General features: G+C 45.5%; 21 protein-coding genes and 2 pseudogenes. 7 read left to right on the top strand and 16 right to left on the bottom strand.

Going from position 1 to position 22,633, the window contains the following annotated elements:
- Position 1: 1 nt before the first annotated feature.
- Positions 2-277: an Atu4866 domain-containing protein gene (locus ACFTRD_RS05910; RefSeq protein ID WP_192265861.1), complete on the bottom strand. Its 276-nt coding sequence runs from the start codon at positions 275-277 to the stop codon at positions 2-4.
- A gap of 166 nt (positions 278-443) precedes the next feature.
- Between ACFTRD_RS05910 and ACFTRD_RS05905 the strand changes: the two genes are divergently transcribed.
- Positions 444-1,376, top strand: coding sequence for an AraC family transcriptional regulator (locus ACFTRD_RS05905; RefSeq protein ID WP_379378132.1), 933 nt, complete (start codon positions 444-446; stop codon positions 1,374-1,376).
- A gap of 64 nt (positions 1,377-1,440) precedes the next feature.
- Here the strand turns inward: ACFTRD_RS05905 and ACFTRD_RS05900 are convergent, their stop codons facing one another.
- Positions 1,441-1,878 carry a MerR family transcriptional regulator gene (locus ACFTRD_RS05900; protein ID WP_379378131.1) on the bottom strand — a complete coding sequence of 146 codons (438 nt, stop codon included), beginning with the start codon at positions 1,876-1,878 and terminating at the stop codon, positions 1,441-1,443.
- Between the two features lie 205 nt (positions 1,879-2,083).
- Here ACFTRD_RS05900 and ACFTRD_RS05895 point away from each other — a divergent pair, with 205 nt between their 5' ends.
- From ACFTRD_RS05895 to ACFTRD_RS05885, 3 genes and pseudogenes are all read left to right on the top strand, one after another.
- A complete protein-coding gene (locus tag ACFTRD_RS05895; RefSeq protein ID WP_379378130.1) occupies positions 2,084-2,953 on the top strand; it encodes an SDR family NAD(P)-dependent oxidoreductase in 870 nt (289 codons plus the stop codon).
- A 110-nt stretch (positions 2,954-3,063) separates the two neighbouring features.
- The gene (locus ACFTRD_RS05890) at positions 3,064-4,227 is read left to right on the top strand and encodes an oxalate decarboxylase family bicupin (protein ID WP_379378129.1); all 1,164 of its coding nucleotides are present in this window, start codon (positions 3,064-3,066) and stop codon (positions 4,225-4,227) included.
- 22 nt (positions 4,228-4,249) lie between these two features.
- Positions 4,250-4,982: pseudogene (locus ACFTRD_RS05885) on the top strand (MDR/zinc-dependent alcohol dehydrogenase-like family protein); the annotation flags it as partial.
- A 58-nt stretch (positions 4,983-5,040) separates the two neighbouring features.
- Here ACFTRD_RS05885 and ACFTRD_RS05880 read toward each other — a convergent pair.
- The 9 genes from ACFTRD_RS05880 to ACFTRD_RS05840 all read right to left on the bottom strand — a co-directional run bounded on the left by ACFTRD_RS05880 (position 5,041) and on the right by ACFTRD_RS05840 (position 14,519).
- Positions 5,041-5,823: a class I SAM-dependent methyltransferase gene (locus ACFTRD_RS05880; protein WP_379378128.1), complete on the bottom strand. Its 783-nt coding sequence runs from the start codon at positions 5,821-5,823 to the stop codon at positions 5,041-5,043.
- A gap of 214 nt (positions 5,824-6,037) precedes the next feature.
- Positions 6,038-8,005, bottom strand: coding sequence for a PTS fructose transporter subunit IIABC (locus tag ACFTRD_RS05875; protein ID WP_379378127.1), 1,968 nt, complete (start codon positions 8,003-8,005; stop codon positions 6,038-6,040).
- A 136-nt stretch (positions 8,006-8,141) separates the two neighbouring features.
- Positions 8,142-9,053 carry a 1-phosphofructokinase gene (pfkB, locus tag ACFTRD_RS05870; RefSeq protein ID WP_379378126.1) on the bottom strand — a complete coding sequence of 304 codons (912 nt, stop codon included), beginning with the start codon at positions 9,051-9,053 and terminating at the stop codon, positions 8,142-8,144.
- Positions 9,054-9,055: 2 nt separating this feature from the next.
- Positions 9,056-9,802, bottom strand: coding sequence for a DeoR/GlpR family DNA-binding transcription regulator (locus ACFTRD_RS05865; protein WP_379378125.1), 747 nt, complete (start codon positions 9,800-9,802; stop codon positions 9,056-9,058).
- Positions 9,803-10,015: 213 nt separating this feature from the next.
- Entirely contained in the window at positions 10,016-10,402 is a 387-nt protein-coding gene (locus ACFTRD_RS05860) for a hypothetical protein (protein WP_379378124.1), read from the bottom strand.
- A gap of 278 nt (positions 10,403-10,680) precedes the next feature.
- Positions 10,681-12,108, bottom strand: a complete 1,428-nt coding sequence (locus tag ACFTRD_RS05855; RefSeq protein WP_379378123.1) for an NAD(P)-binding domain-containing protein — start codon at positions 12,106-12,108, stop codon at positions 10,681-10,683.
- A 439-nt stretch (positions 12,109-12,547) separates the two neighbouring features.
- A complete protein-coding gene (locus ACFTRD_RS05850; RefSeq protein WP_379378122.1) occupies positions 12,548-12,784 on the bottom strand; it encodes a DUF896 domain-containing protein in 237 nt (78 codons plus the stop codon).
- A 139-nt stretch (positions 12,785-12,923) separates the two neighbouring features.
- Complete coding sequence (locus ACFTRD_RS05845; protein WP_379378121.1) at positions 12,924-13,877, bottom strand: NAD-dependent epimerase/dehydratase family protein; 954 nt, start codon at positions 13,875-13,877, stop codon at positions 12,924-12,926.
- A gap of 120 nt (positions 13,878-13,997) precedes the next feature.
- Positions 13,998-14,519: a TetR/AcrR family transcriptional regulator gene (locus ACFTRD_RS05840; RefSeq protein ID WP_379378120.1), complete on the bottom strand. Its 522-nt coding sequence runs from the start codon at positions 14,517-14,519 to the stop codon at positions 13,998-14,000.
- A gap of 335 nt (positions 14,520-14,854) precedes the next feature.
- On the opposite strand from ACFTRD_RS05840, the gene ACFTRD_RS05835 reads away from it, so the two are divergent.
- The 3 genes from ACFTRD_RS05835 (at position 14,855) to ACFTRD_RS05825 (ending at position 16,335) form a co-directional block, all read left to right on the top strand.
- Positions 14,855-15,274, top strand: a complete 420-nt coding sequence (locus ACFTRD_RS05835) for a MarR family winged helix-turn-helix transcriptional regulator (RefSeq protein ID WP_379378119.1) — start codon at positions 14,855-14,857, stop codon at positions 15,272-15,274.
- Between the two features lie 28 nt (positions 15,275-15,302).
- Positions 15,303-15,953 (top strand): nitroreductase family protein, encoded by a 651-nt coding sequence (locus tag ACFTRD_RS05830; protein WP_379378118.1) that lies wholly within the window; start codon positions 15,303-15,305, stop codon positions 15,951-15,953.
- A gap of 85 nt (positions 15,954-16,038) precedes the next feature.
- Positions 16,039-16,335 carry a putative quinol monooxygenase gene (locus ACFTRD_RS05825; protein ID WP_379378117.1) on the top strand — a complete coding sequence of 99 codons (297 nt, stop codon included), beginning with the start codon at positions 16,039-16,041 and terminating at the stop codon, positions 16,333-16,335.
- A 140-nt stretch (positions 16,336-16,475) separates the two neighbouring features.
- Here the strand turns inward: ACFTRD_RS05825 and ACFTRD_RS05820 are convergent.
- The 5 genes and pseudogenes from ACFTRD_RS05820 to ACFTRD_RS05800 all read right to left on the bottom strand — a co-directional run.
- Positions 16,476-17,388 (bottom strand): annotated as a pseudogene (locus ACFTRD_RS05820) (NAD(P)/FAD-dependent oxidoreductase); the annotation flags it as partial.
- A gap of 452 nt (positions 17,389-17,840) precedes the next feature.
- Entirely contained in the window at positions 17,841-18,848 is a 1,008-nt protein-coding gene (locus tag ACFTRD_RS05815; RefSeq protein ID WP_379378116.1) for a FecCD family ABC transporter permease, read from the bottom strand.
- Positions 18,845-19,852, bottom strand: a complete 1,008-nt coding sequence (locus ACFTRD_RS05810) for a FecCD family ABC transporter permease (RefSeq protein ID WP_379378115.1) — start codon at positions 19,850-19,852, stop codon at positions 18,845-18,847. The genes ACFTRD_RS05815 and ACFTRD_RS05810 overlap by 4 nt, the downstream gene beginning before the upstream one ends.
- 12 nt (positions 19,853-19,864) lie before the next feature.
- A complete protein-coding gene (locus tag ACFTRD_RS05805) occupies positions 19,865-20,839 on the bottom strand; it encodes an iron-hydroxamate ABC transporter substrate-binding protein (protein ID WP_379378114.1) in 975 nt (324 codons plus the stop codon).
- Positions 20,840-20,954: 115 nt separating this feature from the next.
- Positions 20,955-22,601 (bottom strand): helix-turn-helix domain-containing protein, encoded by a 1,647-nt coding sequence (locus ACFTRD_RS05800; protein ID WP_379378113.1) that lies wholly within the window; start codon positions 22,599-22,601, stop codon positions 20,955-20,957.
- Positions 22,602-22,633: the final 32 nt, after the last annotated feature.

Below are 22,633 nucleotides of genomic sequence, written 5' to 3'. Positions count from 1 at the left end.
TTTAACGTGTATTCACTCTGTGCAACACCATGCCTGCATGGTACAGAACGCCGTCCTTAAAATCACCATCTGCTGTAAAGCCCGTATCATCCACATATTCAATATGGTCTCCATCGACTACATAGTGACCTTGATATGCACTTTGCCTTTTCCCTCGCGCTTCATCATATCGACCGTCAGGGAGAAGCTCATGCCTGATGTACCCATCCTTCGTCACCCACATTCCTACATAAGGGTGCTGCCCCCCTTGTCTGCCATCTGTTATATTCCGTTCCATATATCCACCAAGCTCCTTTCTGTTGTCCATATGATTCAATGGCTTACCCTCATTATGTAGGGGATCTGTCTCTATACGATAGAAGAATCCCACAGTATTCTTGCCTATTTGTCCAACACATTCTAAAATGGTTACACCAGTACGATGAAAGGAGGATCTTGTATCCATGCTTTCAAAAATGGAACCGGACCTAACCATTATTCAGCAGCAGCAGGAATTGGCCCGGTTGATCGAGCGTTTTACCCCCGAAGAGGGGTCCTATCCCACAGCGATTCCTTCGCTTGCATTTATTCGTGCTTCCCAGGTTTCCCAGCCCATTCATGCCGTGCATGAACCCGCACTTTGCATTGTTGCCCAGGGGTCCAAGCTGGTTACTCTTGGACAGGAGAGCTATACCTATGACCCTTCCCAATATTTAGTTGCTTCCATAAACTTGCCTATTTCAGGGCAGGTTGTTCAAGCAACAGCAGAGCGGCCCTATCTATGTCTGCGACTTGATTTTAATTCAGGGCAGATTTTCGATCTGATTCAAAATCTTCCTTCCACACATATCAAACCTGAACCTTCCACGCGAAGGGGATTGTTTGTAAGTTCAACCAAGCTGCCTCTTCTTGAAGCCGTCATCCGATTGGTTCGACTCCTGGATACACCAGAAGATATCCCTGTTCTTGCTCCGCTCATGATTCGCGAGATCCTCTATCGCATGATTCAGGATGAACACGGACATTCCATCCGGCAGTTTGCCGTTCAGAACAGTCACGCTCAGCACATCGCACAGGTCATTGAAGTGATTCAATCAGATTATGCCCACCCACTTCGTATTCAGCAGCTCGCTGACATGATTAACATGAGCACTTCCTCATTACATCATCATTTCAAAGCTGTTACGGCGATGAGCCCATTGCAATATCAAAAACAGATTCGATTGCAGGAAGCAAGGCGATTGCTGCTTGCAGGGTCAACCGATGCAGCCGATGCGGCATTCCAGGTTGGCTATGAGAGTCCCTCCCAATTCAGCCGGGAATATGCTCGTATGTATGGTCTCCCCCCAAAAAGTGACATCAAACGACTTCGCCATACACTCCATATCGAATGCTGATTAGAAGCGAATAACCCACGTCATATGGACGTGGGTTATTCAGTTCAACTCATTCCTCTAATGATCAGGAGAACATGTTCTTTTTTTCAAAAACAGACATCTGGTTCTCTTCGATTATCGGACATTCATCCGGGAACATACTTCGTTTCTCCATCTTCTCATCGATAAAATCGACAATCTGTTGCAAAGATGCGATCTGTGCTTCGATCTTCTTCCGATGATTGATCAGCATTTCACGCTCATCCGGGAAATCATCCAGGTCGGAATCCATCGACATCTGCAGATAAGGCTTCATCTCATCCAGAGACATGCCTGTTTTTTTCAGACACGTAATGAGCTTCATCGTCTGGATATCCTCCGGTCGGTATACTCGATGGCGATTGGCCTTGCGTTCAGCCCGGGGGAGAAGTCCAATCTTCTCATAATAACGAATGGTATCTTCCGATAGACCGGCCTGTTCTGACGTCTCTTTAATGGAGAACACCTCAGTATCATTCATCATCGTCGACCTCCTCCGCTTTCATTGAACTCTATCTTACAACTTGGAGTCAGCTCCAAGTCAAGATTGTCATGGGTTTAAATACTCCTCTTACTAAAAAATAAAATTTACGTCATCAGTACGCTTGACTTGGAGTCGACTCCAAATTATAGAATGAGCGCATTAGACAGATTGGTTCTGTCAATCCATTCACCCAGGAGGTATTTATATGCATTCAAATCATACACTTCGTACAGCATTAATTACAGGTTCAACCTCGGGAATTGGCCTTGAACTAACCCGCACCTTGTTAGCCGAAGGGTGGCAAGTCATCGGTCTTAACCGTTCCGCTTTTCCAGAGGAGGATAATGGTATTCAGAACGCTCTGCGCTCCGGTCAACTCCGCTGGGTCCAGGCTAATCTTACCCAGTATGACAGTCTGAGAAAAGCCTTGAATCAGATTAAGGCCGAAACAGATGCCATCGATGTATTATTTAATAACGCCGGAGGCAGCGGTTACAATCTTCAGTGGTCGGATCAGGGGCATGAGATGCACTTTGAATTACAGACTGTGGTGCCGTATATCATTTATATGGAACTACAGGATCTTCTCCATAATGGTACCCTCAAAACGGTTATTAACACGTCCACGAGCGCGTTGAATATGGTCAAACAGTTTAACCTGGACATCTTGGAACACCCAGCCAAGTTCAAAAAGCTGTTCGGTCCTTATGCCACTTCGAAGCTCGCACTCTCCTTATGGACATACGAAGTTGCTTCTGGCCCTGGAGCTGAAGGAATTCGGCTGCTGAGTGTGGATCCCGGGGGCAATAACACACTCCGAGGCAATAAACAATCTGGACTGCCGTTTTATATAAAGCCGGTCATGAGAATGTTCTTCCCGCCTCCAAGTCACGGGGCTTCTCTGCTTTACAAAGCCGCGTTTTCCCAAACCCGTTTTAAATCCGGTACGTTTCTGATTAAAAATAAAGCAAACAAACTTCGGTTTACGGAGCAAGGACCCGCCATTCTGCGCAGAGTACATGAGATCTATGAGCAGCAGTTTTTGCAACTTGACTCCAAGGTCGCCCCATTGTGAAGGATCACGTTTGTCTTTCCTGTCCCTCATAATGGTCAGGCTCTGGTTCATAATCTTCTCTATATCGACTTCAGTTATAGGATGAAGTGATGAATTGGAGGAGTCTACATATGAAAAATGAAAACACCAATAATGGCAAACCGTTAATTATTCCCCAACCGATCCGAAAAGACGGTGCTGGCGGACCCGATCTCGGACCTCGTGACGTGATGAGAGATTTACAAAATCCAGATATGCTGGTACCTCCAGTAACCGACAACGGGTTATTACCCAACCTGAGAATGTCTTTTTCCGATACACATATGCAGTTGAACCATGGAGGTTGGTCCCGCGAAATCACAGTACGGGATCTGCCCATCGCCACAACACTTGCTGGGGTGAATATGAGCCTTACACCAGGAGGCGTGCGTGAACTGCACTGGCATCAGCAATCCGAATGGGCGTATATGATCTGGGGTACGGCACGTATTACGTCCGTAGATCAGCAGGGTCGCAATTTTATTGCAGATGTAGGACCGGGTGATCTGTGGTTCTTCCCCAAAGGTTTGCCCCATTCCATTCAGGGACTTGCCGATGGATGTGAGTTCTTGCTTGTATTTGATGACGGGTCTTTCTCCGATCTGAATACGTTGTCCATTTCCGATTGGTTCGCTCATACACCACCGGAAGTACTTTCAGTCAATTTTGGCATACCCGAATCTGCATTCCAATCCATGCCAACGGAACAGGTTTACATTTTTCAGGATCAAGTCCCTGGTTCCCTTGCAAGTCAGGAAGTCCAGTCCCCCTACGGTACGGTGCCTCTCTCCTTCAAGCATCGACTACTAGCCCAGAAACCGACCATTACACCAGGAGGAAGTGTGCGCATTGTGGACTCCACCAACTTCCCGATCTCTACAACGGTTGCCGCAGCCCTGGTGGAAATTAAACCTGGAGGCATGCGTGAGCTGCACTGGCATCCCCATGCGGATGAGTGGCAATACTATTTGACTGGTCAAGGACGAATGACGGTTTTTGGAGGGAACGGCATTGCGCGCACTTTCGACTATCGGGCGGGAGATGTTGGATACGTACCTGTAGCCATGGGGCATTATATTGAGAATACAGGCACAGACACATTATGGTTTTTGGAAATTTTCAGAAGTGACCGCTTTGAAGATATTTCTCTAAATCAATGGATGGCATTAACCCCGGAAGCACTGGTGCGCGAGAATCTGAATGCTTCTCCCGAACTGCTTCATGCATTGCGTAAAGAAAAATGGCCTGTCGTTTAATCGTATGCACCTCGGTGTTGCCTTTAACATCTCCTGCGGAGAGTGCTTTTATTGCAATCACGAGATGGAAAGCCAGTGCGATAACTCGAACCGCAATCCGGAGATTCATACTGGCGGTTATTTCGGCTTTACAGAACGTTATGGCAATTATCCAGGTGGTCAGGCTGAATTTTTGCGTGTTCCTTATGGGAATTTCATGCCGTTTGTTATCCCCGAATCATGTGAGCTGGAGGATGAAGCCCTATTGTTCCTGTGCGATGTTCTTCCTACCGCTTACTGGAGTGTTGAGAATGCCGGGATGAAGCCAGGAGATACCGTAACCGTGCTGGGAAGTGGCCCCATCGGGCTTATGGCACAGAAATTTGCCTGATTGAAAGGAGCCAAACGGGTCATTGCAGTAGATCGTCTTCCGTATCGACTGGAGAAAGCCAAACGAATGAATAACTCTGTTTAGTGCAATCGAAATCGGTATCAAGGCTGTACGTAAATTCGGAACGATGCAGCTGACAGGTGTATATGGCTCGTTTTGTAATATGTTCCCCCTGGGGAATTTGTTTGAACGAAACATTAATCTAAGAATGGGACAAGCCCCTGTCATTCACTATATGCCTGAACTTTTCCGCAAGATCACAGCAGGCGAATTCAATCCTACCGAGATCATCTCCCACCGCATGGCGCTTGAGAATGCTCAGGAAGCTTACCGGATTTTTTACGAACACGAAGACGAATGTACCAAAGTTATACTAAAACCTTAATTCAAAAAGTGGCAGGCTTACCCCTCTGAGTAAGTCTGCCTTTTGAGTTGGATTAGCGTTATCTGGATTTTACTGCCTGAATGAATATACTCTCCCCCTCAAAACGAAGAATTCTGCCACGCCCGCTCTCTTCCAGTTTAAAGTAGGCTTTGATCTCATTCGATTCGCTTAGCATGCTTGCCTCAAGTGCTCTCTTCTCCTCCTCTGGCATCCCTGCCCGCTCACACCAATCTTCGAACAAAAACGGTTTTTCGAAGGAAATCATCCCTTCGATCCGGTATCCTGTAAGCTCCACCATTCGAATCCATTCCGATTTGCGCCATGCACGAACATGGCTTGCATCACGACGCTTTTCTATTTCGTTGTAAAATCGGTCATTCTCATCACGTTCAGGCGCCACATTGTCAATCAGCAACAAGCTGCCACCCGGCTTCGTTACTCGCAGCGCTTCGGATATAAAAGAAGGTACGTCCGGAAAATGATGTGCGGCAATCCGGCAAGTAACAAGGTCAAAGGAATCGTTACTAAACGGGAGCCTCTCCGCATCACCCGCGACAAACTCTACATTCAGATGCCCATTACCCTGAATAAAGCGTTCGGCCACCTCCAGCATTGTCTCCGTTAAATCCAAAGCTATCACCTGCTTAACCAGCGGTGCCAGAGCATTGGCAACGTGTCCCCCGCCAGTGGCAATATCCAGTACAGTCATATCCGGACTTGCTTGTGACGAAGCGACAAGCAAAGCTAGGTCTTCTCCTTTGGCATGACGGGCACTCGTTACATATTTTTGTGCATTTTTGGCAAACTGTTTCTGCACCTCATCTTTAATCACATCCGACATTCTAAATCCTCCTTATAATGAAGTGTGGGTTCAGTTTCACTAGATGGAACATGGTTTCATTAATTAGTATAGTATTGATCTTACCACAGATCTGCATAAAGCAAAATAAAAAAGGCATCCTCTCAGTGAATTTCACTCAGAAGATGCCCTGCTTTATTGGGGAAGCGATGTGTATTAGCCTGATTTATTATCCTCAGGATCAAACATTCATAATTTATTTCACGAGGGAAGGTGATTTTTTCCACAGGCCCAGAATCAGACCCGAGATTACCGAACCGATCGCTACAGCAAGCAGGAAGAGCAATGCGTGATTGGCGAGTGCTGCAACGAAAATTCCACCGTGCGGTGCTGGTACATTAATGCTCCACAATTGAGTCAATCCGCCAGCCACAGCCGAACCCAGAATACAGGAAGTCAGAACACGCAGCGGGTCAGCTGCAGCGAATGGAATGGCACCTTCGGTGATAAAGGAAAACCCGAGCACGTAATTCGTCAAACCTGATTTACGTTCTTGCTCCGTAAATTTGGATTTGAAGAACGTAGTAGCCAACGCAATGGCCAGTGGCGGAACCATACCGCCTGCCATAACAGCTGCCATCCAGGCACCATCTGTGTTACCGCTGGATGTGAATACCCCAATCGCAAATGTATAGGCCGCTTTGTTAAACGGTCCACCCATATCAATGGACATCATACCGCCAAGCAGCAACCCAAGCAGCACGGCATTTCCAGTACCCAGGTTTCCAAGTGCATCCACAAGCCATGTGTTCAGGGAACCGAAGATTGGATCGAATACATAGAAACTTATAGCACCAACGATTAGCAATACGAACACAGGATACAGCAGGATCGGTTTCAAACCATCAATGGCTTTAGGCAATCCTTTAAACAGTTTGCGCAAGCCGATAACAACATAACCGGCCAGGAAACCGGCAGCCAGACCACCAAGGAAACCCGCGTTCGAATTCACGGCCATCAATCCACCGACCATACCCGGCATCAGTGCTGGACGATCACCAATACTCATTGCGATAAATCCGGCAAGGACAGGAATCAGGAAGTGGAACGCACCGGTTCCGCCACCAATGGTCTGCAACAATTGAACGATCGGATTATCGGGGCTTGCAAGCTGCTCAAACAAGAAGGAGATCGCCAGCAAAATACCGCCACCCACAACAAATGGAAGCATGTGGGAGATCCCGTTCATCAAATCTTTATAAATTTTGCTACCGATGTTCATTTTGCCTTTGCTCTCCCCTTCGGCCCTGCCACCGCTGCCCTCCTGGCTGCGATAGATCGGAGCATCCCCGTTAACCGCTTTGCGGATCAGCTCTTCGGATTTGCGGATACCGTCGCTGACTGGTCTTTGCAGAACCGGTTTGCCATCAAAACGGGCCATTTCCACATTTTTATCTGCGGCAATAATGACTCCCTTGGCCCGAGCAATTTCATCAACAGTCAGAACGTTTTGCGCTCCCTCCGAACCATTGGTCTCCACTCGAATATTGATGCCCATTTCCTGCGCTTTCTTTTTGAGAGCGTCTTCAGCCATAAACGTGTGAGCAATCCCTGTTGGACAAGCAGTAACCGCAACGACAAAATCTTCTGATGCTGCATTGCCAACAATAACGCCTGATGTGTTCTGTTTCTGACCATTCGTATTACCGGAAGCACTACTCGCCTTCTCCGCTTCCGCTTTCTCTTTGGCTGCTTTCTTTTCTGCTTCCTCAGCCTGTTTGGCATCAAATAATGCAGTCACTTCTGCCGGCGTATCCGTACTCATCAGCTGAGATATGAAATCGCTATCAATCAACAGCCTGGAAAGAGCCGCAAGCGTGCGCAGATGTGTATTGGCTGCCCCTTCAGGCGCTGCAATCATAAAGAATATATGAGCCGGCTCATCATCAAGCGCTTCAAAATCAAGTCCTTTTCTACTCTTCGCAAATACAACTGTAGGTTCATTCACGGCTGTGGTCTTCGCATGAGGCATGGCAATACCGCCACCAATTCCTGTGCTTGATTCAGCTTCGCGTTTGTAGATCATTTCCTTAAACAGCACCGGGTCATTTATTCGTCCGCTTCGGTTTAAACTTGCAATGAGTTCATCGATAGCCTCTTCTTTCGTTGTGGCTTGCAGGTCCATGATCATCGTATCCTGGATCATCAGGTCTGTTATTCTCATTTTGGTACACTCCCTTAAGTTCAGTCGGTCTGCATGATGCAGACCGGATTATAATTGTACTAGTTGCGCTGTTATCTGCGATTAATCCATTCCCCCTTCCGAAGAAGGGGCATCCGTTCCATTTATTTTGTCCAAACTATATTTGGGTTATGGTAACTTGAGTACGCAGCGCTTCGATCAGCTCCCGTGTTGCCAGATCATCCGAGAAAGCTGTCGCACTCCCTGAAGCAACTCCTGTGCGGAATGCTTCAAGCAAATCTTCGTTCAATACAAATGTTCCAACAAATCCGCCGATCATGGAGTCTCCTGCACCAACGGAGTTTTTCACGACGCCTTTTGGTACGTTCGCGTGATACACATCCGTTTGGGTAATCAACAGCGCACCTTCTCCTGCCATAGAAATCAGCACATGCTTGGCTCCCGCTTCCAAGAGCTTGCGACCGTACGTCACCAGTTCTTCCTGTGTCTCGATGCTTACTCCGAACAGCTCAGCCAGTTCATGATGGTTCGGCTTCACCAGCAGCGGTCCATATACCAGAGCATCCATTAATGCAGGTCCCGTCGTATCGATTACAAATTCCGCACTCGTTCGTTTGCATACGTTAATGAGACGATCGTAGAAATCTGCTCCAAGCGAAGGCGGTATACTTCCGGAAAGAATGACGATATCTCCTTTTTGCAATGAAGACAGCTTGTTTAGCAACTGCTCAGCTTCCTCTGGACGAATGGCTGGCCCCAGCCCGTTAATCTCCGTCTCGTCTCCATGCTTCAGCTTGATGTTAATGCGGGTATCATCTGCAATGGTAATAAAGTCCGTCTGGATCTGATCTTCCTGCAACTTGTCATTAATGAAACGACCCGTAAATCCTCCCAGGAACCCAAGTGCAGTGTTATCTGCCCCCAACTGATTAAGCACTCTTGATACGTTAATTCCTTTTCCTCCGGGAAGTTTCAGGTCCCGGTTCATGCGATTCAATTCACCTAGCTTCAGATCATCCACTTCCACGATGTAATCGATGGAAGGATTAAGTGTCACGGTATATATCATGGTTATCCCTCAATTATTTTAGTTTTCTGGGTGATTACAGAACGCCAATGTTCCGGCATATGCTCGGTGATCAAGTCCGCCTCCTCCAGGTCAAACAGTTTGGCAAAAGTTATTTCCCCAATCTTGCTGGAATCAGCCAGTACATAAGATCTCCCGGACAATTGATGTGCACGCCTTTTAATCAAGGCTTCCTCTGGATCAGGAGTCGTATACCCCATTTCGGCATCCACCCCGTTGGTTCCAATAAAACATTTATCAAAACGGAAATTATCCATGTTCTGTAATGCAATACTGCCAATCACTGCTTTGGTGTGAATTTTCATCATTCCGCCAAGCAAGTAACTGCGTATTCGTTTGCTCACCAGTGCCTCTACGTGTGAAAGACCATTCGTCACAACTGTAACATCCCTAGCTTCAATAAAAGGAATCATCGCTAATGTAGTTGTCCCCGCATCCAGATAGATACATTCGCCATTGTTGATCTCCTGTGCTGCTAAACGAGCAATGGTTGTTTTTTGTTGAATGTTTTTGAACGTTTTTTCTTCCATGCCTGGTTCCGGTGTCTTTTCATTCACCAGAGAAGCACCACCATGTATACGCTTTAACATCTGTCGATTTTCCAGGTCAATCAAATCACGTCTAATCGTTGATTCAGAGGCTCCAATTACATCGACAAGTTCTTGCAGTTTCACAATCCCTCTTTGTTGTAAGCGCTCTATAATTGCAGCATATCGTTCTTCAGTCAGCATATTCATTCCTCCAACTGCTTCTATAGTACCACATAATCCACAAAAAACAATCATTTTCATTCAAAATAATTTACAAACCTCCAAAAACAGTCAACACCCGACTTTTAACGGTACTCCGTTAACCACTCAGTTAAAGAAAAAAACTGCAACGGCCCTATCGGCGTACCATTGCAGAATGAATATTCGTTCGCTATTTGGCAAGCATTCATACGTTCAATTATAGAATAGCTCAACCTTACCCGGCTTAGGTTTTATCCAATTTCCTTCTTCATTGATGAACGCCCCCTTGAAACGTCCCATCTCCAATTGTTCGATTAGCTTGTTCTCATCCATTACCAGAATCTCGGACAATTGCTGTAGATTATAATAGTCGTCTGGATCGTAATCCAGAAAAATAGGAACAGCCGTGTCATACAGTTCCCTGATTAGATTTTCCAATGAATGACGTCCAAGGTTGTCCATGGTTTGAAAGTACTTCAAATCATGAGACACCAGATTGCGGAAAGATTTATTTTTAAGATTCATCCATAGTGTATTACATGCCTGAATGCTCATGTAGTTCTGCTCTACATCATAATATTGGATTTCTTCAATCTTCATATACCTTTCCTGAAAAGCCACAATTTTGATCAAAGGTTCATTTCGTTGACGTGATGCTTTCTTCAGATGAGTTCTATACCCCTCATAATCCATGATTCTCACAATAATCTATCGCCTGCCTTAACGCTGTATAATTCGACATTTTACAACATTATGCAAGCAACCGTAAATGTACATCGATAAAAATAAAACCGTACAGCGTATTAACATGCTGTACGGTCATTTATGGAACACAATATGAAGGTACATCTTCATTCGAGTACCTTGTTTCTTTATTTTCAAATTCCAACTCCGCTCTTCGTCCAGGTTGCGGTAAATTCCTGCTCATTATACTCGAAAAATTGCTGCATAATCTGCTCACGATCGTCCAGAAACAATTGGTCTGCTACAGCCGAAACCAATTTCGGTACGGCATTACGTGTCCCCGATATCGCTGAAGCGGACAGACCGCAACTCGCAAGTGCAGAGTAGTTGAAAACAAACAATCCTCGCAACTTATGTTCTCCTTCTTCATCTCGGCTGGTCAATGCGAATCCGGGACTAAGATATGGGTGTGCGTCCAGCAAGTCATTCCGTTGTTCGGTCGGGGCCTCATAACGATCCGCCCAGCGTGCAATGTGCGCTTCGACCATCCGAAGCTCAGGACGGAGAGCCGGATCACTCACCATGCCTGTACTGATGACCAGAAAATCAAAGGAAAAACGGCCCTGCGGTGTAGTCACGACCGGTTTTCCATCTTTCATTTCCACGTCCAGCCAAGGTGCTTGAAGATGTAATTGGAAACCGGACCATGCAGCTGCCCGATTGAAGGTATCATTCGTAGGTGGCTGATTATACTTGAAAAAATGTGAAATGGCCGCGTACTTATCCTCGTCCGAGAGAACATGAAATCGCTCAATCATACCGGATTGTTCCATCTGACGAATTGGATTTACACTTGGCAATTGTTCTCTCCGTACAAATACGTGAGCCTCAGATACACCTGCCGCAAGTGCATGGTTCGCATTATCAAAGGCAGAAGCCCCACCACCAAGTATGGCAATTCTTTTACCTTTCAACTGTTCAAAATCGATTATTTCCGACGTATGTGCATACAGATGTTTAGAGAGCTTCTCTGCAATCAGAGGCGGTACATGCCACTCTCCACCTCCCTGAATGCCAGTGGCCAAGACAACCTTGCGAGCCAGCAGTTCATTGGAAGGAGCCCCTGCACCGGAGATGTGCAGTCTGTGTATCCCTTCATCCGCAGGTTCAATCAATGTTAGTTTCACTTCATTCAACACTGGCAGATTGAGCACTTGCCTGTACCAACGCAGATAGTTCATCCATTCGCTTCGCGGTATTTTATCAACCTCTGCCCATCCCTCAGAACCAGCTTTCGCTTCCCACCACGAACGGAACGTTAGAGATGGTATTCCCAAATCTATGGAGGTCAGATGTTTCGGTGTACGCAACGTTACCATTCGGGCGTAAGTTTCCCAAGGTCCTTCCAACCCCGCGGCATTTTCATCGATGACCAGAATGTTGGAGATTCGCTCACGCAGGAATCCAAAAGCAGCTCCCAACCCGCTCTGCCCACCCCCTACGATAACAACATCATAGATGTGACCTTCAGCATGTTCTCGCGGGCGAATCCAATCTGCTCCACCATACGCCAAAAAAGCGAGATCCTGTGCTACACGTTGGTTCAAAGATTCGAGACTCATTATTCATCAGCCCTTTCAAGATGCACGATATGATCAAGTAATTCTCTTTTTTAGTTTGTGGATCAGGTTGCTTTGTTGTATGGTCGTTTCGGAATCACGTGTCATATTGGTGTAAATTAATTAGCAATAAGACAATTATTTTCATGCTAACCATGAATTACGTTAGATATATTAGCGTTATTATATGAGTTCTCTTTCTCATTTTGAAGTTAACGGCAGGTTTATTGTCATCTTACCTAAAAATAACTAACATACTTGTTCATCTTAACGAAACATCTCATATTAAATGGTTGGTGTTTACAATACATATGTACCCCTCATCCATTGGCTCATTTTTTTAAAAAAATGCAAAAAGACAGAGCGGGGACTAATCCCGTTCTGTCTGAAGAGGGTTAAACGATATGAACATCGTCTCATGAATAAGCTGCAAAAGAGAAATTTACTTGCCTTCCTGTTCACGACGCTGTAATTTCTCATTCGTTAATTTCTCAGGCGTAACATCGTTGCCCAAAGGGTCCACAACGGACATACCCATCATCGTTGTAAGCACCTGACCTCGAATGGCCTTCAAATACTGTTGTCTGAGCTCGTGCTGCTCGGCTTGTTCTATGCTTGTCAGTCCAGTGCTGCGTTGCTTTCTGCTTAATTCGTTAATGCGTCCCAAAATAGGAATCATGGAATCACCTCGCTTGCCATTTAATGATGAGGAATATCCGTAAATCTAATTGATTCTCATCCCAATGTCAATAGGACCCTGTCTGTGAAATTATTTAGCATTTATTGATTAATCAATTACAATCGAGCAAATAATTAAGCTATCTCTTTTGTAATTCCTGGATAGTTCGTGTAATTCCATCCTCAAAAGACGTCGCCTCAATCGGACCGATGCTTCGCTCATACTTCGTTTTGCTTAATACCAGAGGATCTCGTGTCAAATATAACATCTCCACAATTTCTCTCATCACCGGCTCCCCCAGCCCAATCAATGACAGCCCGATCCTTCCTAAGGCCATCACTGGTTTGGATGTACCCGCTGCCTTTTGCGCAATTCGTACAAGTTCTTTGCCAGATATCGTTCCCGAGCCAGGGATGTTCCAGTTCTGCCCGTAAGCGTGGTCCTTCCCTGCCAATTCCACGACCATAACAGCTGCATCGGGCAAATAGATATATTCTCGTGGAGTCTTCATATTTCCGATAAAAAAGGCCATCTTTCCTTTCGCTATCGCTTCAAGAGTAGATCCCAAATAGGAAGCCTGATTGGCCGTTGGCCCATAATAATCCGGTAATCGAACAATCATCACTTGAGCTTTAGTCCACTTGTTAGCAAATAACATCTGCTCATATGCCAGTCGGGTTTTCCCTTTTCGAGTATGGGGTTGCTTCGGATGCTCCTCCGTTACCTCTTTCATTTGTGCTCTGCCATAAGGATAAATCCCGTCAATCACCACGATCTTCAGCCCCAATAGTTCGGCTGCCTGCATCACAGATTCACCCAGCGGAATCAATCTGCTCTCCATCTCGTGATACGGTACATTCGCACAATGAAACATCATATCCGCTTCTTGAGCAGCAGCAACGATATCTTCCGGTTGAAAAGCATTACCAACAGCAATCTGAAGATGATCCGGTAAACCCAGCTCTTCTGCAAGTTGCATTAGCTTTTGACGTGAACGACCAAAGGCGATCGTTGGAATCCCCCTATTAACCAGTTCTTCTGTAATTGCAGCACCTGTACCACCTGTCGCACCAATAACGATTGCTTTTTTCATCTCAAATCGACCTCTTTCATATTCAGATAGTTATTGATCAATCACTAACCTAAAAACAATATAACGCATAATTAGTGATTGATCAATAACTAAATTTTAAAAAGGGCTCTTTCTCCCTTTCTATCTATCTTTAAGCTCTGGCATATCCAGCGCAGTCGATACATTACATAACATGCCTATTGCCAGAAATATCATCGTTCTTTGCGTCGGATTGGCAATGCCTGCAGCTGTGAAAGCCTCTAACACCATGGATCGAACCTCACCAAACCCTTTTTGCATCGCCTGACGGATAACTTCTTCCTGAACCGTTTGCGCCTGCATTTGCAGCAAAATTTCGTTCTTGTGAGATTCAAGAATCTCTTCATAGGCTTCAATCAATTCGTTCTCCAACTGATCTGGAGCAGATGTCTCCACCACAATTCGGAACGAATCAATCACTCTTGTCCAGGATACCTCCAGTGCTGTTAGCAATAGAGCTTCCTTGGTTTTGAAAAAACGAAAAATATACGGTTGCGAAATTTTGGCCCTTTCAGCCACCTGAGCTGTTGTCGCCCGGAAATAGCCGATCTCTGCAAACACCTCAATAGCAGCGGATATGATATCGTCACGACGATTAACGGAAACTGTTGCATCTTTAGCCATGAGAAATAACCTCCATTCCATAGTTATTAATTGATCAATAGCTTGAAGTATATAGGAAATTATAATTCATTGCAAAAGAGACATCTGCTCTCCAGAAGACTATCGCTTCAGAATGGATTATTCTTCTCATTTCTACCCTGTTGCAAAATCAAAACAGCCGTGATATATTAATTGAGCCATCAATGATTGATGCATCAAATATTGAGACGTCAATGATTAATTTAGCAGATATTACTGATACTGACTAAGGTAATGGCACTGTATAATGGCAACTTTATGTATTTTGTTCACATAAGCCGTTGTTCATGGTCGAGATTCACCCGGGAGGTCTAGTCATGACACGTGTTTTTTCCAAGGAAGAGCAGATCATCAATCTGCTTAACGGGCTGGGCAACAAGATCAGCCCCAAGTTCGAACGCTGTACGGGCATCAGCTCATCTCGCTTTGAGATTTTGCATGAGTTGGATCAGGTTGACGAGATTAATCAGTCCATGTTGCAAAAGATCATTAATATCGACAGTGCGGCGATCACTCGCCATCTGAAGCAGCTTGAAGCCGATTCGATGGTCACCAGACGTAAAAATCCGGAAGACAACCGAGTCACCTTTGTCCGCCTTACGGACGAAGGACGGAAGCAAATCGAAGGTTATAAGGTCGAGAAAACCAACTTTATCCATCAGATTCTACAGGATTTTAGCGAAGAAGAGATTCATCTGCTTGCTGATTTCCTGGAACGTATGCAAAACAATTTCTAAACCCAAATATAAAGGAGAGAACCATTACATGAGTACATTCCAAAGCACTTTTCAAAAGACAAATGATTTTAACGAAATTACCTACGGCCGCCGGTCTGTAAAACTATACGACCCCGAAGTGAAAATCAGCCGTGAAGAAATGACAGAAATTCTGGCAGAAGCTTCACGCGCACCTTCTTCGGTTAATATGCAGCCATGGCGTTTTCTGGTCGTAGATACGGCTGAAGGGAAAGAAAAGCTTGCTCCCCTTGCCAAATTCAATCAGAATCAAGTACTGACTTCTGCCGCTGTTATTGGTGTGTTCATTGACATGAACAATGCGGAACATATGGACGAAATCTTCAGCAAAGCGGTTGAGCTTGGTTACATGCCACAAGAAGTCAAAGATATGCAAATGAAAGCTGTTAAACCTCACTACGACAACATGCCCGCTTCTGCTCTTCGCGATGTCAATCTGATTGACGCAGGTCTGGCTTCCATGCAATTGATGCTGGCTGCACGTGCTCATGGGTATGATACTAACCCAATCGGTGGTTATGAGAAAGATCACATTGCTGAAACTTTCGGTATGGATAAAGATCGTTACCAACCAGTAATGCTAATCTCGATCGGTAAATCGGCCAAAGAAGGTCATCCTTCCTACCGTCTTCCTGTTGAGAAAATTACGACCTGGGCATAACATTTGGATTTTTTTACATTCTTCAGCACCTTTATGTTCAGAAACAATAACCACATTCTAACTACACTAATGGAGGTTGAATATTATGATTATCATTCACGCTCACTTGCAAGTTAAACCAGATCAGGAACAAGCTTTTTTGGAAGCAACGAAAGTGCTGATCACTGCAACACGCAATGAAGAAGGCAACATCAGCTATGATCTAGCCAAAAGTACAGAACGCGAACATCATTACACGATGATTGAGTTATGGAAAGACGAGGCTGCTACAGCTTCCCATAATGCAAGCGCCCATTTCCAGACTTTCGTACAACAAGCAGCAGCATTCATGGCCGCTCCAATGAACGTTGAAGTATTCGCTGGAGAAGCGGTTAAACATTAAAACGACTCCGTACATTAATTAAGCAGACCGACAAAATCGTCGGCTTGTGAAACAGAAGCCGCTCCTCGTCAAGTTGACGGGTGAGCGGCTTTTTGGGATTTTCGAAAAAAATTTATGATGACAAATTTAGTTTTTGTATTTCATTTTGTGTATAGATGTTTCATCAGCTCACGGTTTTTTTGTGTGAACAAGTCATTGTGAGAGGACACCATCCCGTGTGTATTGGCCTCTGGTGCCCACGTACAGTTTGGCTTGTTCACAGCATTGGCAGCGTCCTGGAACACTCCTGCGATCAAATGAAGCTTTCCTTCATGGTGCAAAATATCTCCCGCAGCATAAATGCCGGGTACGGATGTCTCGCTGACTGGTGTGCCTGCGATCCAATGATCCTTCATATCTATCTTAATATGACTGTTTACCAGCAATTCCTTGCCGCGCTCATAGCCGTAGTTAATGATAACCTCATCCACCGCCAGTTCCAGTAAAGCTCCGTCCTGATTACGTTTCAGCACAACCGTCTCAATCTGTTGATGATCATCTGTGGCGACCAGCTTCTCAATCGTTGTATTGAGCAAGCATTCGACTGGACTATTATCCAACCGTGATATTTCAGCTTCATGACCTTTCAGCATATCTTTCCGATACGTTAAATAGATTTGCTTGGCAATAAGGGCGAGTTCGTTCGCCCAATCAATTGCCTCATTACCACCATCCGAGATCAGAACCGTTTTGACCTTGAAGCGGGAGAGCGATTTGACTGTATAATGTAAGTTCGCAACCTCAAAACGTTCTGCGCCTTCAATATCCAGTTTAATCGGCTTCAGAATTCCTCCACCAATAGCTAAAATCACAGTTTTGGAGTAATGCTCTTCCTCAGAGGGTGTGCACTACGAAATATCCTTGCTCATCCTTGGATATGACCTTTTCTCCAAGAACAACCTCTGGCTGGAAAGTCAGCCCCTGATTGACCATTTGTTCGATCAGCTGTGCGCCCGGAACGGGTTGTAACCCCCCTATATCCCAGATCATTTTTTCAGGATACACATGCACTTTCTTCGATGGGACGGAATCCCGTGTATTTGTGAAATAAGTAGGAGAAACGCTTTGAACTCATGCCATGTAACTCTGCTAACTCATCGAGTGTCAGCAGATTCATGTAATGTCCATGAATATAAGAGATGGTCTGCTCAATCACCTTCTCACTCGGCGAAGTTCCACTTCCTGTTGACTGCAGCCTGTAAAAACCTGAACCATGAGGCTTAAAAATAATTCCTTGACTCGAAGTTTGCCAATTCCCCCTTGCGCGTGTAGCTGTTCCTGCAGCATAACCAGTAATTCAACCACCCTTGGGTTGGCCCCGAAGTCCAATTTGAGATGAGCGTTGCATCCTCCACACTGTCACCCTTTTCCAATTGGTCAAAAACTATAAACAAAGGCTATCCCTTGTCTTGACGACAAAAGATAGCCTGGTTAGCTGATTGTTCAAACAGTAACGTTTTTGGGGATTACTTTTTCAATAACAAATAAACAAAATAAGGCACACCGATCAGGGAGACCATAATTCCTGCGGCAATTCCGTCAGGATCAACCAGATTACGCCCAACTGTATCGGCTATTAACAGAAGCCAGCCCCCAAGCAGAACGGCAACAGGAATGAATAACGAGTTACGTGGACCGACCAACGCTTTGGCGATATGAGGAGCCATCAAACCGATAAACGCGATCCCACCAGTTACCGATACAGCAGAAGCCGCAGCGGCAACGGCAATCACCATGAGTACCAAGCGTTCCCATTCCAGCTTCAACCCCACTCCGATCGCCGTTTCTTCGTTAAGCCCCATCAGATCAAGCCTTCTTGTTCTGAATAAAGTAAGCGGGATTAACACAATCAGCCAAGGCAGCAAAGCCCATATGAATGGCCAGTCTGCCCCCCATATGTTTCCGGATATCCATTTGGCAATAAAGTCAACCTTGGAACGTTCCGCCGAAGATATGATGACGATCATGATGCCAGACAGCGCCATCGAGAATCCAACCCCGACTAGCACCATTTTTATGGGATCAAGTCCCTTGGTCCGGCTGTAGGAGAACACATAGATGAGCGCCGCAGTCAGCAATGCTCCGATAAAAGCAGCTAACGGCAGCATATAGACGAACGTACCAGGTTCGATCGGGAAATACAGAAAGAAGATCGCAACGGCTACACCTGCACCGGAATTGATCCCGATGATACCTGGATCGGCCAAGTCATTACGCGTAACACTCTGCAAAATGGAGCCTGACAGCGCAAGCGCCATACCAGCCAGTAATGTTATAAAAATTCGAGGTAATCGGACCGAAAACAGAACAAAGTCCTCTTTGAATGTACCTTGGCCAAATAACACCGGAATTACCCTTTTAAAGGACAATGAAGAATATCCCCAGCTCATACCTACCACAGCCGTGATGAGAATCAGCAGCAAACACACGAGCAGAATCAGCCGTTGCTTGCGAATTCGTTCAGACATCGTCATGAGAACGCTTTGCCCCCTCTACGCACAACGAACAGGAAGAACGGTAAACCAAGCATAGAAGCAATGGCAACCACAGGTGTTTCGTAAGGTGCATTTATCGTTCGACCCAGCGTTTCGGCAAGCAGCATAAATGATGCTCCGGCAAAAATGGATACTGGAATAATATACCGATAATCCGTACCGACCATTTTACGAACAATATGGGGTATCATTAATCCGACAAACGCCATATTTCCGATTAATGCAACCGACGCTCCGGTAAGCACAATGACGAGCAGGAACAGAATGGTTTTGATGAGTACAAGCTTTTGCCCCAATCCAGTCGCTACCTCATCGCTCAGACTAAGAATATTGATCTGATTGGAAAGGAACGGAACAATGACTAGACCAACCAGTATAACAGGCGCAATGGCTTGAATCTGGCCCCATGTCGTTCCGATGAGTCCTCCCGAAGTCCACATGGATACATCCTTGGAAATTTTGAAAAAGATACTGATGCCATCCGAGATGGCATACATAAAAGCGGATACAGCTGCCCCAGCAAGCACTACCCGGATAGGAGATAAGCTCCCCATACGCATCGAGCCAAGCACAATAACCAATGCGGCTCCAAGTGCAGCACCAACAAAACATGCAACCATAATCCCAAAATATCCGAGTGATGGCATGAAAACAAAAGCCAGGGCGAGTGCCATATTGGCACCTGAAGTCAGACCGAGCAGTCCAGGATCAGCCAGTGGATTGCGAGTAATTCCCTGCATGATGCCTCCGGAGACGGCGAGAGCCGCTCCGATCAGCATGGCAGCGAGTTCCCGTGGAAGCCTGATCTCTCGCAGAATAAGAATATTATCGCTCTTAGTCGCAGAGGTCAGGGTCAGCCACAGATTGCGGAATGTCGTTTCTTCTGCGCCAAACATCATGGCGATGATGAAACACGCGATAAGTACGAGTACACTGCCCAGCAGCTTGGTTGCAAACCGAAAAGGAAGTTTTTTATTTTTCATCGCATTCAGTGCTTACTTGCCAAGAAAATGTTCGATAAAGAATTCCAGCTGGTATTCCATGCTCAGTGGATCATTGAAGTAGAATGCCTTGGCATCGGCTTCGAATACTCGATTATTTTTCACAGCATCAATATTTTTGTATGTTTCGGTATTTTGGAACGAATTGTCCTCATCGGCATTTTTACTGAATATTACATAGTCACCCATGTAGTCTTTCAGTACTTCGTTCGATACAGCAAAGAATCCGTCTTTCTTGGTAGCTTCCTTGACTTTATCTGGCATACCTAAGCCGAATTGATCATACAGTATTTCCGTTCCACGTCCGAATTTTTCGCCATACACATAGAGTTGCTTATTGAACGTTTCAATAACGGATACAGTCGCATTAGCGCCAATTTTAGCTTTAATTTCTTCCCCTGCTTTTTTGCTTCGAGCGTCAAAATCGTCAACCCAAGCCTGTGCTTCTTTTTCTTTGTTCACAAGCTTTCCGATCTCCAGTTGTTGCTTGAGGAAGTCCACCTTACCATATGTATAGGTGACGGTTGGAGCAATCTGCTTCAGTTTATCTACGTTCTTGATATCAGACAGGCCGATAATCAGATCTGGGTTCAATTCAATAATTTTCTCCAGACTTTCGTCGGTAACCGCCTCTGTATTCGCCAGTTTTTCTTTGAAATTCGGGTTCTCCTTGGACATTTCATCCACACCAACCAGCGGCACATCCAGTGCCATCACGTTTCCTGTCAGGAATCGGGTCAGCACAACCACACGTTGCGGGTGGGAAGGAACTTCCACAGGGCCTGTCTCCGATTGATAAGTGAACGTGTCCGAATCTGATTCGGATGAAGAACCTGCGGAATCCGTGTTCGAAGAAGTGGATTCGTTGGATGCAGCTGTATTCTCCGTTGTATCTTTGGCTGAGTTGCTTCCACAAGCGCTAAGCAATAAAACCAGAACCAATATAAATGGAACAAAAAGTTTTCTCATTAGATGACTCTCTCCCTTTTCTCTTTGAATATGAAAATCATTCTCATTACAATAGCTAATTATAGGCATGCAGGATGAACCTAACCATGCCTTTTTGTTTGAGAAAACCTTTGGATTATTGGATGCCAGTCCATAAGGATACAGCCCTTCCAAGCTGCAAACGAATGGAAACCGGATTGTAGGGTATCCACTCTTCCTGCTCCAGATGATAGATCCGATTTCGCTTCACTGCCTCGAGCCCTTTCCAGTATTCCGAGTTAAATATACCTTCTGAATGAGCCTTTGACCCTTTTTCATCTGGAAAAACAATGACGAGTATACGAGTGCCCTCGTAATCCTTAAGTTCCGACAGTTGGATAGATACCGAATGAAATTGATCGCCAAACCTCTGTATTTCCTGGGCAATCTTAGCCGGAGGACGTAATCCGAGCGATTGATACATCACATAACCGACATTTCTGATTCCATATATTTGTAAGGTATCCGGTTTTACGACAAGAATGGTCAGCGTCTCATTCACAATCTGGCTTTGTTGAATGGCTTCCCGTGCCTGCTGTTCCTCCCTTTCAAATTCCGAAAGCCATTGTTCTGCCTGTTCTCTTCTCTGAATCGCCTGTGCAATCAAACGCAGATGCTCTTTCCAACCGAGCTCCATCCATGCTATTTCGGCAATAGGGGCGATATATCGCAGGCGTTCAGGGCTTAATTCATTAAGGGCCAGATGCAGATTTGCTGCGATAATAAGTTCAATATCAGCTTCGAGCAGAGCGGATTTTACTAGCTCAGGTGAACTATCGGAATGGATAAAACGTATCGTTTGAGGGGAGGGCATCCCCTCTGTACTCACATATTCGCTGCTTTCCGAGATGATAATCGTTGGCTCCAAGCCAAGTAACATCATATGGCTCGCATATGGTGCACACCACACAGCTACACGTTGAAATGGCTTATGGCGCGTATAACCTGAAGGACTTTCTCCTGTCTGCTGCTTGAAGCGGCGGCTGAGATAAAATTCATCCTTGTATCCAACCTTCAGCGCAATCTCACGAAGTGAAGCGGACTCGTTAATCAATAACTCTTTGGCCCGGTGAACACGTAGGCGCGAAAGATATTCATTCGGCGAGAATCCAGTAAGCTGCTTAAATAGAGTGGAGTAGTGAGAGCGGCTGACCCCCGCAATTTCGGAAAGTCCTTCGGTTGTTATTTTCTCACTAAAGTGGTTCTCCATAAATGCAATGCTGCGTTCCATGGATGGCTGCTCACTCGCAATGTATCTTGCTTCCATTCGTTCCAACAGACTCATCAGAACTTGATGAAACAAAATCTGGTTGCGCATATGCCTGACTTCGTTGCCAGGTAAACGATACATATACAGCTCCTCAAGCTGTGCTGCAATCGTAGGTTCATAGAACTCAATATGGGTTCCTGCTGTAAGCACACTAGACCTTCCCATGGCTTTCACGGGCAGTGACCTCTTCTGTTCTTGCGTACTAATGGATAGGGTGTATATATGAAGAGGATGCATAGGATCCCCCTGTATAACAGCATCACTTTTCGCCGGAATAAGGATTACCATGCCATCGTTGAGTTCATACATGTGATCATCGAGATAAAGCGAGCCCTTACCACTTGAAACGACCAGCAGAACACTTAGGTTCTCATGGATTCTATGTATCGGCATCGATGATGTGCTATACAATGATTGAATGCTGTCTGTTGTATATATTGGAAAATAGGACTCTGCCCATTCCGAGTTGTTCATTTTCTTATCCTCCGTGACTGTTATGCCTGTTA

This window comes from Paenibacillus sp. NPDC056933, from assembly GCF_042674385.1.
Taxonomy (GTDB): Bacteria; Bacillota; Bacilli; order Paenibacillales; family Paenibacillaceae; genus Paenibacillus.
The sequence above is the reverse complement of the archived record's forward strand: the minus strand, read 5'-3'. Positions and strand labels throughout refer to the sequence as shown.

Bases quoted from the DNA above. Each gene is read 5' to 3' on its own strand.
- ACFTRD_RS05910 (WP_192265861.1), bottom strand. From the start codon at position 277: ATGGAACGGAATATAACAGATGGCAGACAAGGGGGGCAGCACCCTTAT.
- ACFTRD_RS05905 (WP_379378132.1), top strand. From the start codon at position 444: ATGCTTTCAAAAATGGAACCGGACCTAACCATTATTCAGCAGCAGCAG.
- ACFTRD_RS05900 (WP_379378131.1), bottom strand. From the start codon at position 1,878: ATGATGAATGATACTGAGGTGTTCTCCATTAAAGAGACGTCAGAACAG.
- ACFTRD_RS05895 (WP_379378130.1), top strand. From the start codon at position 2,084: ATGCATTCAAATCATACACTTCGTACAGCATTAATTACAGGTTCAACC.
- ACFTRD_RS05890 (WP_379378129.1), top strand. From the start codon at position 3,064: ATGAAAAATGAAAACACCAATAATGGCAAACCGTTAATTATTCCCCAA.
- ACFTRD_RS05880 (WP_379378128.1), bottom strand. From the start codon at position 5,823: ATGTCGGATGTGATTAAAGATGAGGTGCAGAAACAGTTTGCCAAAAAT.
- ACFTRD_RS05875 (WP_379378127.1), bottom strand. From the start codon at position 8,005: ATGAGAATAACAGACCTGATGATCCAGGATACGATGATCATGGACCTG.
- pfkB (WP_379378126.1), bottom strand. From the start codon at position 9,053: ATGATATATACCGTGACACTTAATCCTTCCATCGATTACATCGTGGAA.
- ACFTRD_RS05865 (WP_379378125.1), bottom strand. From the start codon at position 9,802: ATGCTGACTGAAGAACGATATGCTGCAATTATAGAGCGCTTACAACAA.
- ACFTRD_RS05860 (WP_379378124.1), bottom strand. From the start codon at position 10,402: ATGAAGATTGAAGAAATCCAATATTATGATGTAGAGCAGAACTACATG.
- ACFTRD_RS05855 (WP_379378123.1), bottom strand. From the start codon at position 12,108: ATGAGTCTCGAATCTTTGAACCAACGTGTAGCACAGGATCTCGCTTTT.
- ACFTRD_RS05850 (WP_379378122.1), bottom strand. From the start codon at position 12,784: ATGATTCCTATTTTGGGACGCATTAACGAATTAAGCAGAAAGCAACGC.
- ACFTRD_RS05845 (WP_379378121.1), bottom strand. From the start codon at position 13,877: ATGAAAAAAGCAATCGTTATTGGTGCGACAGGTGGTACAGGTGCTGCA.
- ACFTRD_RS05840 (WP_379378120.1), bottom strand. From the start codon at position 14,519: ATGGCTAAAGATGCAACAGTTTCCGTTAATCGTCGTGACGATATCATA.
- ACFTRD_RS05835 (WP_379378119.1), top strand. From the start codon at position 14,855: ATGACACGTGTTTTTTCCAAGGAAGAGCAGATCATCAATCTGCTTAAC.
- ACFTRD_RS05830 (WP_379378118.1), top strand. From the start codon at position 15,303: ATGAGTACATTCCAAAGCACTTTTCAAAAGACAAATGATTTTAACGAA.
- ACFTRD_RS05825 (WP_379378117.1), top strand. From the start codon at position 16,039: ATGATTATCATTCACGCTCACTTGCAAGTTAAACCAGATCAGGAACAA.
- ACFTRD_RS05815 (WP_379378116.1), bottom strand. From the start codon at position 18,848: ATGACGATGTCTGAACGAATTCGCAAGCAACGGCTGATTCTGCTCGTG.
- ACFTRD_RS05810 (WP_379378115.1), bottom strand. From the start codon at position 19,852: ATGAAAAATAAAAAACTTCCTTTTCGGTTTGCAACCAAGCTGCTGGGC.
- ACFTRD_RS05805 (WP_379378114.1), bottom strand. From the start codon at position 20,839: ATGAGAAAACTTTTTGTTCCATTTATATTGGTTCTGGTTTTATTGCTT.
- ACFTRD_RS05800 (WP_379378113.1), bottom strand. From the start codon at position 22,601: ATGAACAACTCGGAATGGGCAGAGTCCTATTTTCCAATATATACAACA.